Below are 13,000 nucleotides of genomic sequence, written 5' to 3'. Positions count from 1 at the left end.
GGGTGCGGCGGGAAGGCGGTGGCCGGCCGGGGGGCCGTCATGAGGCGTCCTTCCGGTCCGCGGCCATGCCCGCGGCGTCCAGCAGAGCCATGCCCACTATCAGGTCGGCCCCGCCGAACTCGGCGTCCTCGAGCGGGGTGCCGTCGTCGACGGCGAAGAGCAGCCGCCGCTCGCCCTGGCGGTAGGCGGTGCCGACCGGGGGGCTCGCCGCGTGGACCGCGAGCAGGGCGACGAGGTAGGGCAGGTCGGGGTCACGGCGCCTGGCGTCGGCGAGGAGTCCGGAGAGCCTGCGGGGCGCGTCGTGCTCCAGGTCGAGCAGTTCCATGGCACTCGCCAGCTGCTCCTCGCTGAACCTGCTGTCGTCGGGGGTGGCGACGAGGTCCGGCTCCGGCATCTCCGCGCCCAGGTGCTCGCGCTCCACCGGCGGCGTGAGCAGCATGTCGACGAGGTCGCCGAGGCGGGCCGAGGAGGGGGCGCGCAGTCCTGTGCCGTGGCCGAAGAAGGCGTCGGTGGCCCGGGTGGCCTGTTCGACGGGGAGCGGCAGCAGGGGTGCGAGGAGCTGACCGTACAGGTCGAGTCCGACGCGTGCCGTGGGGGTGGCGAACGCCTGCCGGTCCTGTTCGGCGCGGAAGAGCGGTCCGGCCTCCAGCAGCCTGGACTGCAGCTGGGTGTGGCGGCGGATGCAGTCCTTGACGATGTCGACGAGCTCGGCGGCGCGACGCTTGTTCTCCGGCTCCCCGGCCTCGTCCCTGGCCTTGCGGATGTTGGTGAGGATCGCGTTCTCGTGGCGGTAGCGGTCGGCCACGTGGTCCAGCGCTTCGGCGATCATGTCGGGGACGGCGTTGAGCCAGTCGACGGCGCGGACGTTGCGCCGGGTCGCATCGAGCGTCCTACGGAGGGTCTCGGCGTACTGCACGGTGCGGTAACGGGCCTGTTCGGCGGCGAGTTGGGCGTCGGCGAGGCGCCCCCGGCTGACGAGGACCTCCAGCTTCACCTCGGCGGCGATCTGTGCGCTGGTGACGTCCGTGTCCAGCGCGCCGACCAGGACGTTGACCGCCTCGTCGGTGGCCCGGAGGTAGACGCTGCCGCCGTGGCCCGGTACTTCCTCGACGAGTTTGAAGTCGTAGTCCCTGCGGACGTAGACGCCGTCCGGTCCGAAGGTGCCGTACACCGCGCGGAAGCCGCGGTCCACGCTGCCCACGTTGATCAGGTTCTCCAGCACCCAGCGGGCGACCCGTTCGTGCTCGGCGACGGGTCTTGCGGGGGCCTGGGCCGCCACCCGCGGGAGGAGTCTGGCCACTATCTGCTCATGGTCGGCGCCGGTGTCGAAATCCATGGTGAGCGTGACCAGATCGATCGCCGCCAGGGCGACCTCGGCCATCGCGTAGACCGTGTACTCCCCGGCGAGATTCGCCTTGCGTACGTCGAGGTCGTGCAGCGGGGCGGTACAGGCGAGCGCGCGCAGCCGACGCGAGAGCCCCTCGTCGGCGGCGGGGCCCGGGGCGGGCCGCGGTCCGGCGCTGAGCTGGGGCGGAGCGGTGTCGGTGTCGGCGGGCGAAGTCACGCTGCACAGATTAGGTCCTCGGACCGACAACGGTCGAAACGGCGCAGAAGCGACCGGCTACGGGCTGTCCCGCAATTCCCGGTGGATCAGCGCGCGGCGTCAGATGCGGTGCATCGCACGGCGGAGGAGCGTCCGCATACTGGATGTATGGGGACGTTTCGGCAACGCGGCGAGGTGCCGTAGCTGTCGTCGCGCGCCCACCGGGAATTACGGGCCCTCATGGGGCCCCGTAACCGCCCCCGCCCGGGGTACGCAGCACCAGCACGTCCCCGGTGTCCAGTTCGGCGGTGTCGCAGCCGTTCAGGGGGGTGAGGGTCCCGTCGGCCCGCTCGATGTGCTGGTCCCCGAGGGCTCCGGGTCCGCCGCCCGCCATGCCGTACGGTGCCACCCGGCGGTGTCCGGAGAGCAGTGCGACGGTGACGGGTTCGAGGAAGCGGAGCCTGCGTTCGGCCCCGCACCCGCCGTGCCACCGGCCGGTTCCGCCGCTGCCCGCCCGCACCCCGAAGCTCTCCAGCAGGACCGGGTATCGCCATTCCAGGATCTCGGGGTCGGTGAGCCGGGAGTTGGTCATATGGGTCTGCACGACGTCGGCGCCGTGGAATCCGTCACCGGCCCCCGATCCGCTCGCGACCGTCTCGTAGTACTGGACGCGCTCGTTGCCGAAGGTGAGGTTGTTCATCGTGCCCGATCCCTCCGCCTGGACGCCCAGGGCCGCGTAGAGGGCGCCGGTCACGGCCTGGGAGGTCTCCACGTTGCCCGCGACGGTCGCCGCGGGGTGGACGGGTGCCAGCATGGACCTCTCCGGGACGCGTACGTCCAGAGGCTTGAGACAACCGCTGTTGAGCGGGATGTCCTCGGCGACGAGCGTCCTGAAGACGTACAGGACGGCTGCCATGACGACGGACGTCGGGGCGTTGAAGTTGCCGGGCTGCTGCGGTGAGGTGCCGGTGAAGTCGAGGACGGCGCTGCGTGCGGTGCGGTCCACGGTCACCGCGACCTCGATGACCGCGCCGCTGTCGGTCCGGTAACGGCAGGCTCCGTCGTCGAGCCGGGCCACGATCCGGCGTACGGACTCCTCCGCGTTGTCCTGGACGTGGCCCATGTAGGCCTCGACGGCGTCCTGCCCGAACTGCCGCACCATGCGCCGCAGTTCCGCGATGCCCTTCTCGTTGGCCGCGATCTGGGCGCGCAGGTCGGCCAGGTTGGCGGCGGGGTCCCGCGAGGGGTACGCGGCGGTGGTGAGCAGTTCCAGGGTCTCGGCCTCGCGGAGTTCTCCGTCGCGTACCAGCAGCCAGTTGTCGAACAGCACGCCTTCCTCGTGGATCGTGCGGCTGAAGGCGGGCATGGACCCGGGGGTGATCCCGCCGATCTCGGCGTGGTGGCCGCGGGACGCCACCAGGAAGCGCAGCCGGCGCTGCCGTCCGTCCTCCGGTTCGTCGAACACGGGTGTCACGACAGTGACGTCGGGCAGATGCGTGCCGCCGTGGTACGGGTCGTTGACGGCGTAGACGTCGCCGGGCCGCAGGGAGCCCGCGTTGCGCCGCAGCACCTCCCGGATGGACTCCCCCATCGACCCGAGGTGTACGGGGATGTGCGGGGCGTTGGCGACGAGGCTACCGTCCGCGGCGAACAGCGCGCAGGAGAAGTCCAGCCGCTCCTTGATGTTGACGGAGTGGGCCGTGCTCTCCAGACGCACACCCATCTGTTCGGCGATCGACATGAAGAGGTTGTTGAACACCTCGAGCAGGACGGGGTCGACCCGGGTGCCGACGGCGGTCCGTTCGGGGCGCGGGCTCACCCGGTCCAGCACGAGGTGCCCGGCAGGCCCGGGGACGGCCCGCCACCCGGGGGCGACGATCGTGGTGGCGTCGTCCTCGGTGACGACGGCCGGGCCGGTCACCGTGTCCGACGGCCGTAGATCCCGGCGCCGGTACAGGCCGGATTCCTGCCACCGGCCCCCGATGAACATCCGCACGCTCCGCAGGGGTCGTGGCGGCGTCACGCCTTCGCCGGAGGGCTGGCCGGAAGGATGGGGAGCGGGCGGTCCGGCCGTACCGGTCGCCTCCACGGTGACCGCCTCCACCACGAGGGGCTTGCGCATCGTGAAGCCGTAGCGGGCACGGTGGACCGAGGTGAACGCCTCGGTCATGGCGGCGACCGTGCCCAGGTCGACGGGCAGGCCGGCGTCGGTGCCCGCGTAGCGCAGGATGACGCGTGACCGGGTGCCGATGGCCGTGTCGGGGATCCCGTCGGCACGGAGTTCGGCTCGGGTGCGCGCCGCCAGGTCGTCGCAGAGGGCGCCCACCTGGGTCCTGGTCCCCCGGCTCAGTTCGGCCTCGACGGACTGCTCGCGCATCGCGGTGGCGTCGGCGAGACCGATGCCGTACGCGGAGAGGACCCCGGCGAGCGGTGGTACGAGGACGGTGTCGACGCCCAGGGCGTCGGCGACCGCGCAGGCGTGCTGGCCGCCCGCCCCACCGAAGCTCGTGAGCGCGTAGCGGGTGATGTCGTGGCCGCGCTGGACGGAGATCTTCTTGACAGCGTTCGCCATGTTGAGGACGGCGATCTCCAGGAAGCCCGCGGCGACCTCCGCGGCGGTGCGGGGCTGTCCGGTGGCGGCTGCGACCTCGTGGGCGAGCTCTTCGAAGCCCTCCCGGACGACGTCCTCGTCCAGCGGGAGGTCGCCGTCCGGCCCGAAGACGGCAGGGAAATGGGCGGAACGGATCCGGCCGAGCATCACGTTCGCGTCGGTGACGGTCAGCGGTCCGCCCCGGCGGTAGCAGGCGGGGCCGGGGTCGGCGCCCGCGGAGTCGGGACCGACCTGGTAGCGCCGTCCGTCGAAGTGGAGAATCGACCCACCGCCGGCGGCGACGGTGTGGATGCTCATCATGGGTGCGCGCATCCGCACGCCGGCCACCTGTGTCCCGAGCTCCCTCTCGAACTCGCCCGCGTAGTGGGACACGTCCGTGGAGGTGCCGCCCATGTCGAAGCCGATGACCCGGCCGTAGCCCGCCTGTTCGGACGTGCGCACCATGCCGACGACGCCCCCGGCGGGCCCGGAGAGCACCGCGTCCTTGCCCCGGAAGTGGGCCGCCTCCCGCAGTCCGCCGCTGGACTGCATGAACATCAGCCGGATGCCGCTCAGTTCGGCGGCCACCTCTTCGACGTACCGGCGCAGGATGGGTGAGAGGTAGGCGTCGACGACCGTCGTGTCGCCGCGCGGTACGAGCTTGATCAGTGGGCTGACCTCGTGCGAGCAGCTGACCTGGGTGAAGCCCGCGTCCCTGGCCTCCGCGGCGACGGCCTTCTCGTGGTCGGGGTGGCGGTAGCCGTGCATGAGGACGATCGCGGCGCTGCGGACACCCTCCCCCCGCACCTGTCCGAGCCGTTCCGCGACGGCGGCCCGGTCGAGGGGCCGCACGATCCGGCCGTTCGCGTCGATCCGTTCCGGGACCTCGACCACCCGGTCGTACACGGCCTCGGGGAGGAGGATACGGCGGTCGAAGAGGTGCGGCCGGTTCTGGTACGCGATCCTCAGGGCGTCCCGGAAGCCTTCGGTGATGACGAGGACGGTCGGCTCGCCCCGCCGCTCCAGCAGGGCGTTGGTGGCGACGGTGGTGCCCATCTTGACTCCCGCGACCCGGTCGGCGGGAACCGGTTCGCGAGGCCCGAGGCCGAGCAGCAGCCGGATGCCCGCGACGGCGGCGTCGCGGTAGCGGTCAGGGTCGTGGGAGAGGAGTTTGCGGCTGACCAGGTGCCCGTCGGGGTCGCGTCCCACCACGTCGGTGAAGGTGCCGCCGCGGTCGATCCAGAACTCCCAGCGTCCGGTCATCCCTCCATTCTGGCGTGGACGGACCCCCGCAGGAAGGACGCGTGCGCGAGGTCGGCCCGGTGTGTTCCGGAGGCCCCCGCTCGGCGATACGCCGGACGGAGGCAGCCCGCACCGCGCACCGACGCGGGAGGCGAGGACGGTGAAGCCACGCATCACCGTGCCGCTGCCTGCCGGGAGCGACGCCGCCGGATCCGGTCGTTCCGACCGGGCGCCGGGAGTCAGACCGCCGGCGCGTCGGGGCCGATCCTGCTGCGGACCGCCGTCTGCACCTCGGCCTCCTCGGCGGGGTCGGCGGCGAGCCGCCGCAGGCGCTCGGCGACCCGGACGTCCCCGGTCTCGGCATGGCGCGCGGCCAGCTCCCGGGTGCTCTCCTCGCAGTCCCAGAGGCACTCGACGGCGAAACCGGTGGCGAAGGACGGGTCGGTGGCGGCCAGGGCGCGGGCGGCCCGTCCGCGCAGGTGGGAGGAGGAGGTCTCCCGGTAGACGTGGCGCAGTACGGGCGCGGCGCAGGCGATGCCCAGGCGGCCGGTGCCGTCGGCGAGGGTCCCCAGTCGTGCCGTGTCGGTGCCTTCGCCCCGGACGGCCTCGCGCAGGGCGGCGAGGACGAGCGGGGCGTCCTGCGCTCCGCCGCGGGAGGCCAGCACGCCGGCCGCCGACGCCCCGAGGGCGTCGGGCCGCCGTGCCCAGCGCCGGGCCCGGCGCACCGCGTCGTCCCCGCACATGCGCTCGAAGGCGGCCACGGCCGCGTCGGCGACGGTGCGCGACGGGCAGGCGACGGCCTGCTCGATCAGGTCGAGCACGGCGGGGTCCCGCACCCCGGCCAGGTAGTGCAGGGCCGCGGACCGGGCGCCGTCGGAGCCGCTGCGCGCGGCTTCGGTGATCAGGGGGCGGTCCCCGGCCCCGGCGACGGCGGAGAGGCAGCGGGCCGCCGGTACGTGGAGCACGCTGCCCCGCTCCAGTCCCTCCTGGGCCCAGTCGAAGACCGCCTGGACGCTCCAGCCGGGACGCGGGCCGCCGGGCCGCATCTGCCGCTGCCACCGGTCGAAGGAGCCCTGTTCCGCCGCGGCCCTGACCCGGGCGCCGACGGTTGCGCGGGGGTCGTCGGCCCACAGTCGCCAGGGGCGCGGTTCGAAGGCGTCGCGTACCGCCGCGGCCAGTTCGGCTCCGCCCTGCGCCGTGGCGGGGAAGCGGGCCAGTACGGGTTCGGCGAGTGAGCGCAGTCCGGGGTCGTCGTCGCGCAGGGCCAGCTCGTCCAGGGCCCAGGCCCAGTTCGTCCCTGTCGCCGCGTACCGCCGCAGGAGCCGGAGGGCGTCGTCACGGCCGTAGGAGGCTAGGTGGCCGAGCACCGAGAGCGCGAGGCCCGTGCGTGAGTCGTCGGTGTCGAGGTGGTCCTCGGGGTCCCACAGGTGCCGCTCGATCTGCTCCGTGCCGCCGTCGAGATCGAGGTAGAGGCGTGCGTAGTAGAGGGAGCGGTTCTCGACCTGCCAGTCGTGACGCGGATCGCTCAGTACGCAGTGGTTGAGGGCCGCGAGGGCCTCGGTACGCGGTGCGGCGAGCGCGTGGAGTGTGCCGTCGCCGCGGCCCCTCTGCAGCAGGCCGAGCAGGGTGCCGCTCGGCGCTATGAACGGATCGAACATGGGGAAAGCCTCACATCAAGCTGTCGACGCAACCGGGACTGTGCTGTTCCGAGTGCCGGGAGGGCACTATGCCGCGCAGCGACATGATCGGCCGACCGCCGTCTTCTGCCTGGTGCTCATCTTTCCTCTGCCTCTCGTCGGTGGTCCTGAGCGGACCCGCGACGTCATGATGACCCAGCCATTTCGCCGACGCGACCACATTTACGGCGGACCGGTCAGCCGGCGCCGCGGAGCGCGTCTCAGCGGGCACCGAAGAGTTCCAGCAGGTCGGCCTTGCCGAACATGCGTGCGGTGTCCACGGCGGACGGTGTTCCGGCGGCCGGATCGGCCCCCGCGGCGAGCAGCGCGTCGATCACCGTGCGCTCGCCCTTGAAGACGGCCCCGGCGAGCGGGGTCTGCCCCCGGTCGTTGGCCCGGTCGGGGTCGGCGCCGCGGCCGGCGAGGGCGCTGACGGCGGGCGCGTGCCCGTGGTAGGCGGCGAGCATCAGCAGCGAGTCGCCCCGGTCGTTGGTGAGGTTCGCGGGTACACCCGCGTCGACGTAGGCGGCGAGCACGTCGGCCTCGCCGCGGCGGGCCAGGTCGAAGACCTTGGCCGCCAGCTCGACCACCTCGGGATCGGGTGCTTCGCTCATCGCACGGACCGCCTTCCATGACTGTGTGCCGGGCCCGGCGTGATGACGGCCGGTTCGCGGACGTGTGGGGGTACGGCACGGGGCCGTACGAGTGAACCGACAGGGTACTGCTCCGTGACCGACATGAGCCTGCCCGGCTCCGGCGGGAGATCACCATGTGGAACCTCCCCTTCCGCCCCCGAGGCCGCCTTTCTGCTACCGCCTGCTGCCCGGTGAATGCATTCCGCTCCCCGCCGATCGAGTGAAATCTCTCTCTTTTCACTCGATCGCACCTTTTATCGTATAGATACATCTTGTGATGCTGGAAGTACTCATGGTGACTGTCCCCTCAACCAGGAGAACCGCTCATGATCCTCTCCATCTCGGGCGTGGTACTGCTCGGCATCATCGTCTTCCTGTTCTTCAAGAAGGACGGGCTCAAGGCCTCCCACGCCCTCATCTGCGCCCTGTTCGGCTTCTACCTGGCCGGCACCGCCATCGCGCCGAGCATCACGGCCGGCGGGGCGAGCCTCGCCAGCATGCTGGGCGGGATCAAGTTCTGACGCCCCGCAACCGCTCCCACCCCTTCAGGAGACCGACGTGGCCCGGCGACCACTCCCCCGCATCCTGCGCAGCGGCAGCGCTTCGATCACGCGCAGTCGAGAGGTGGCGCGCTCCGCCGCCGACAGCGCCACCGACGTCCTCCATCCGCTGATCACGGTCACCCGCGGCCTGCGGCTGCTGGCCGGAGCGGGACGGCTGAAATGGGCAGCGACGCCCAAGGACCGGCGCGGGCACGCGCTGTTCCTCGTGGTGGCCTGCGTCCTCGTGCTGGCGCTCATCCCCTACGGGCCCCTGCTGGCCCTCGTCTCGGTGATGGGCGCCGCCGCGTGGAGGGGCCGGGAGCGCACCCCGGCGAGGACCGGCCCCGCCGAGTCGGAGGAGATCCGGCTCCGGGCGCTGTACGAGGCCCTGGTGCCGCATTTCTCCGTGAGCGACGACCCCGCTCCGCTGTTCTCCCACGGCGGTGACTGGGAGAAGGCCTTCGGCACGTCCTACGCGTTCGACGGGAACGGCCGCCTCACCCGGCTCGAGGTGAACTACCCCGCCTACTTCACGGACGGCGATCCCCCCTCACGGGCCCGCGTCGAGCAGGTGCTCCACACGAAGTCCGGCCGGGGCCGCGAATACCACTTCGCGTGGGACGAGGAGGGCAACAGGCTCGTCATGACGGTGCTCGACGCCCTTCCCACCACGATCGCCGCCCAGCGCTTCGTCACCTCTCCCGGGGAGACCGTGCTGGGCTTCACCGACGCCGACGCGGTCCGGCGCACCGTGCCCGTCCGGGACGGCGACACCACGCGTGACGCCTCACCGGTGGTCTGGCGTACCGGCGCCCGCTCCACGGAGCCCCACCTGCTGGTCGCCGGGCATCCGGGCAGCGGCGCCACGACCCTGGTGCGCTCCCTCGCCCTACAGGCCCTCCAGCAGGGCGACGTCCTCGTGGTCGACGGCGGCGGCCACGGCGAGTACGGGTGCCTGTCCGGACGCGAGGGCGTACTCGCCGTGGAGTGCGGCCTGGCCGGGGCCCTGGCGACGCTCGAATGGGCCTCGCACGAGACCGAACGCCGGCTCATCGCGGCCGACCGCGCCCGCCAGGCCGGGCACCCCGAACCCGAGGACATCAGGCGCCCGCTCTGGATCCTGCTGGACCGCCCGAGCGCGCTCGGGCACCTGGCGGCCGCCGACGGAGGGACCGATCCGCAGGAGTTGCTCCAGGTCCCCCTGCGGCACGGGCGGGCCGCGGGTGTGACGGTCGTCGTCGCCGACCACTTCGACGGCCTCGACGCCCTCACGGAGACCGTACGGAGCCACACCCGGGCCCGGGCCGTCCTCGGCCCCGCGACCCTCGACGAGGTCGAGGCCGTGCTCGGCGGCCGGCCTCCCACCACCCCGACCCCCGACGTGCCCCCGGGGCGCGGCTACACCCGGCTCGGCGCCGGACCGGTCCTGCGGCTCCAGGTCCCGGCCACCCCCGACCCGTACGACGACGCCACGAGCGAGGCGCACCGGCAGGCGGTGCTCGACCTGCTGCCCGGAGCGCCGCGGGTGGTGGAGCAGGAGGCACCGGAGGCCGGCGTAGCCGCGGCGTCCCCGTCCGTACGGGCGGAGGCGCTGGTCTCGGCCCCTGCGGCCGCCGAGAGGTGAGGCGTGGGGGCCTCAGGCCACGAACGTCCGTGGCGTATCGGCTCCCGCACCCGCCCCGGACCGGACCAGTCCGGCTGCCGCGGCGAGCCGCAGAGCGGCCTCCTCGGCCACCGGGCCCCCCACGGTGAAGGGCAGCCGCACATAGCCCTCGAAGGCGCCGTCGACCCCGAACCTCGGCCCCGACGGAACCCGTACGCCGACCCGCTCCCCCGCCACGGCCAGCCGCGACCCGGAGAGGCCGCCGGTGCGCACCCAGAGGGTGAGACCGCCGCGCGGGACCTCGAACTCCCAATCCGGGAGCTCGCGGCGCACCGCGCGCACCAGGTCGTCCCTGTTCTCCCGGGCCTGCTCGCGCCGGACGGCCACGGCCTGTTCCCAGCCGCCGGTGCGCATAAGCCAGTTGATGGCGAGCTGTTCCAGGACCGGTGTCCCCATGTCGGCGTAGGCGCGGGCGGCGACGAGGCTGCGGATGACGTCCGGTGCCGCCCGCACCCAGCCGATCCGCATGCCGGCCCAGAAGGCCTTGCTCGCGGACCCGACGGTGAGCACCGTGCTGCCCGCCGGGTCGAACGCGCAGACCCTGCGTGGCATCCGGACCTCGTCGTCCAGGTACAGCTCGTGCATGGTCTCGTCGACGACCAGGACGGTCCCCGCGGAGCGGGCGGCCTCCACCAGGGCACGGCGCCGCTCCTCGTCGGCCAGGGCACCGGTCGGGTTGTGGAAGTCCGCGACGACGTAGGCGAGGCGGGGCGCGGCGTCGCGCAGCACCTGGCGCCAGCGGTTCATGTCCCAGCCGCCGAGGCCCTCCTCCATCGCCACGGGCACCAGCCTGGCACCCGCCTCGCGCATGAGCTGGAGGATGTTGGCGTAGCTCGGGGACTCCACGGCGATGCGCTCGCCGCGCCCGGCGAACAGATGGCAGATCGCGTCGATGGCGCCCATCGCCCCGGTGGTGACCATGATCTGTTCGGGCATGGTGGGGATGCCGCTCGCGGTGTAGCGGTCGGCGATCATCTGCCGCAGGGCGGGCAGCCCGGCCGGGTAGTCCCCGTGGGTGTGCGCGTACGGCGGCAGTTCCTCCAGGGCTCCCTGGACGGCCCGGGTCAGCCAGGGCTCCGGGGCGGGCAGCGAGGCGCAGCCGAGGTCGATCATCGAGCCGAGGGACTCCGGCGGCAGGGGCTCCAGGCCGCGCGCGGGAAGCGGGTTGCCCGCCGGGACCGCCGTCCAGCTGCCGGCCCCGCGCCGCGACTCCAGGAAGCCCTCGGCCCGCAGTGCCTCATAGGCGGCGGCGACGGTGGTGCGGCTGAGCGACAGGGCCAGCGCGAGCTCCCGTTCGGCGGGGAGCCGGGCGGCGACCGGTACGCGGCCCTCCAGGACGAGCAGGCGCACTCCGTCGGCGAGCGCACGGTAGGCGGGCGGTTTGCGGCTGCCCGGGGCCACAGGCCGGGTCTGCTGGGCCCGGAGCTGGCGGGCGAGCTGTCCCGCACCGACGGTCGAGGTCCACTGCGCCATGAAAATCAGTCCACCTTCCTCGGATTGGCCATAGTTGTAGGCCAATCCCCCGCCACAGAGTGACATGCGGCAGTCCACCACCACCACACAGGGGGCACCACTTGTCCGACACCAACGCCCGGCGCGGGACCCGCCTCACCCGTCGGCTGACCTTTCTGTACGCGGGTCTGGCCCTGTACGGGGCGAGTTCGGCGCTCCTGGTGCGCGCCGGCCTCGGACTCGAACCGTGGGGGGTGCTGCACCAGGGCCTCGCCGAGCGGACCGGCATGTCCATCGGCGTCGTCTCGATCGCCGTCGGCGCCGTGGTTCTGCTCCTGTGGATCCCGATCAGGCAGCGCCCGGGGCTGGGGACCGTCTCCAACGTCTTCGCCGTCGGCGTCTCGATGGACGGCACGCTCGCCGTCGTACCCGATGTGCACGGGCTCTGGGCACAGATACCGGTCATGGCCGCGGGCGTCGTCCTGAACGGTGTCGCCACGGGCCTGTACATCTCGGCCCGTTTCGGTCCGGGGCCGCGCGACGGGCTGATGACCGGCCTGCGCCGGGTCACCGGGCGCTCGGTCAGGCTGGTGCGCACGGCGATCGAGGCGACCGTCGTGGTGACCGGGTTCGTCCTCGGCGGCTCGCTCGGCGCCGGCACCGTGCTCTACGCCCTGGCGATCGGACCGCTCGCCCAGTTCTTCCTGCGCGTCTTCGCCATCCCCGCGCCGGACGACCGCACGCCCGGCGACCGCCCACCGTACGGCGGTACCCCGGTCGGCCACGCGACGGACAGCGCCACACCGGCCGACGACACCCCCGGCGTCGCCGGCCGGACACCGCGAGCGGCGATACTTCCGCAGTGACTTCTGGACGCCATCCCTATCTGGACCACCCCTCGCCCCTCGCCTTCGCCCACCGCGGCGGGGCGGCGGACGGCAGGGAGAACACGGCAGCCGCCTTCCGGCGCGCGGCCGGCGCGGGCTACCGCTACTTCGAGACCGATGTGCACACCACCTCGGACGGCCGCCTGGTCGCGTTCCACGACGCGACGCTGGACCGCGTGACGGACTCCCGGGGGCGGATAGCCGATCTGCCCTGGAGCGAGGTGAGCCGGGCGAGGGTGGCCGGCAGCGAGCCGCTGGCGCTCTTCGAGGAGTTGCTGGAGGAGTTCCCCGAGGCCCGCTGGAACGTGGACCTCAAGGCCGGCTCCGCCCTGGTCCCGCTCGTCGAGCTGATCCGCAGGACCGGCGCCTGGGACCGGGTGTGCGTGGGCTCGTTCTCGGAGACGCGGGTCGCCCGCGCGCACCGCCTCGCGGGTCCGCGGCTGGCCACCTCGTACGGGGTGCGCGGGGTGCTGGGCCTGCGGCTGCGCTCGTACGGCATACCGGCGGCGCTGCGCGCAGGAGCGGTGTGCGCCCAGGTCCCGGAGACGCAGAACGGCATCCGGGTGGTCGACCGCGCCTTCGTGCGCACCGCGCACGCACGCGGCCTGCAGGTCCACGTCTGGACCGTGAACGAACCGGAACGGATGGCGGCCCTCCTGGACCTCGGGGTGGATGGCATCATGACCGATCACATCGAGGCGCTGCGCACGGTGCTGAGCGAGCGGGGCGCCTGGTCCTGACGCCGCGCCCCGCCGCGTCCGGCAGGGGAC

The 13,000-nt window shown here is 73.0% G+C and carries 9 protein-coding genes; 4 read left to right on the top strand and 5 right to left on the bottom strand.

What is annotated here, in order from left to right; genetic code table 11:
- Positions 1 to 37: 37 nt before the first annotated feature.
- From ACH4VO_RS30595 to ACH4VO_RS30580, 4 genes are all read right to left on the bottom strand, one after another.
- Positions 38 to 1,564, bottom strand: coding sequence for a hypothetical protein (locus ACH4VO_RS30595; protein ID WP_360997357.1), 1,527 nt, complete (start codon positions 1,562 to 1,564; stop codon positions 38 to 40).
- A 217-nt stretch (positions 1,565 to 1,781) separates the two neighbouring features.
- Complete coding sequence (locus ACH4VO_RS30590; protein WP_360997355.1) at positions 1,782 to 5,396, bottom strand: hydantoinase B/oxoprolinase family protein; 3,615 nt, start codon at positions 5,394 to 5,396, stop codon at positions 1,782 to 1,784.
- Between the two features lie 218 nt (positions 5,397 to 5,614).
- Positions 5,615 to 7,033, bottom strand: a complete 1,419-nt coding sequence (locus ACH4VO_RS30585; RefSeq protein ID WP_360997353.1) for a HEAT repeat domain-containing protein — start codon at positions 7,031 to 7,033, stop codon at positions 5,615 to 5,617.
- A gap of 239 nt (positions 7,034 to 7,272) precedes the next feature.
- Entirely contained in the window at positions 7,273 to 7,665 is a 393-nt protein-coding gene (locus ACH4VO_RS30580; RefSeq protein ID WP_360997352.1) for an ankyrin repeat domain-containing protein, read from the bottom strand.
- A 347-nt stretch (positions 7,666 to 8,012) separates the two neighbouring features.
- Here ACH4VO_RS30580 and ACH4VO_RS30575 point away from each other — a divergent pair, with 347 nt between their 5' ends.
- Together ACH4VO_RS30575 and ACH4VO_RS30570 are read left to right on the top strand one after the other, a co-directional pair.
- The gene (locus tag ACH4VO_RS30575; protein WP_014044751.1) at positions 8,013 to 8,207 is read left to right on the top strand and encodes a hypothetical protein; all 195 of its coding nucleotides are present in this window, start codon (positions 8,013 to 8,015) and stop codon (positions 8,205 to 8,207) included.
- A gap of 37 nt (positions 8,208 to 8,244) precedes the next feature.
- On the top strand, positions 8,245 to 9,852 hold the full coding sequence (locus ACH4VO_RS30570; protein ID WP_360997350.1) for a hypothetical protein: 1,608 nt from the start codon (positions 8,245 to 8,247) through the stop codon (positions 9,850 to 9,852).
- Between the two features lie 12 nt (positions 9,853 to 9,864).
- Here the strand turns inward: ACH4VO_RS30570 and ACH4VO_RS30565 are convergent, their stop codons facing one another.
- Positions 9,865 to 11,364, bottom strand: a complete 1,500-nt coding sequence (locus tag ACH4VO_RS30565) for a PLP-dependent aminotransferase family protein (RefSeq protein WP_360997349.1) — start codon at positions 11,362 to 11,364, stop codon at positions 9,865 to 9,867.
- Positions 11,365 to 11,465: 101 nt separating this feature from the next.
- On the opposite strand from ACH4VO_RS30565, the gene ACH4VO_RS30560 reads away from it, so the two are divergent.
- Both ACH4VO_RS30560 and ACH4VO_RS30555 read left to right on the top strand, forming a co-directional pair.
- Positions 11,466 to 12,209, top strand: coding sequence for a hypothetical protein (locus tag ACH4VO_RS30560; RefSeq protein ID WP_360997347.1), 744 nt, complete (start codon positions 11,466 to 11,468; stop codon positions 12,207 to 12,209).
- On the top strand, positions 12,206 to 12,970 hold the full coding sequence (locus ACH4VO_RS30555; protein WP_360997345.1) for a glycerophosphodiester phosphodiesterase family protein: 765 nt from the start codon (positions 12,206 to 12,208) through the stop codon (positions 12,968 to 12,970). The genes ACH4VO_RS30560 and ACH4VO_RS30555 overlap by 4 nt, the downstream gene beginning before the upstream one ends.
- Positions 12,971 to 13,000: the final 30 nt, after the last annotated feature.

It is taken from the genome of Streptomyces sp. NPDC020780, assembly GCF_044334475.1.
Classification (GTDB): domain Bacteria; phylum Actinomycetota; class Actinomycetes; order Streptomycetales; family Streptomycetaceae; genus Streptomyces.
Note: the sequence above shows the minus strand (reverse complement) of the source record. Positions and strands in the feature narration are given on the sequence as shown.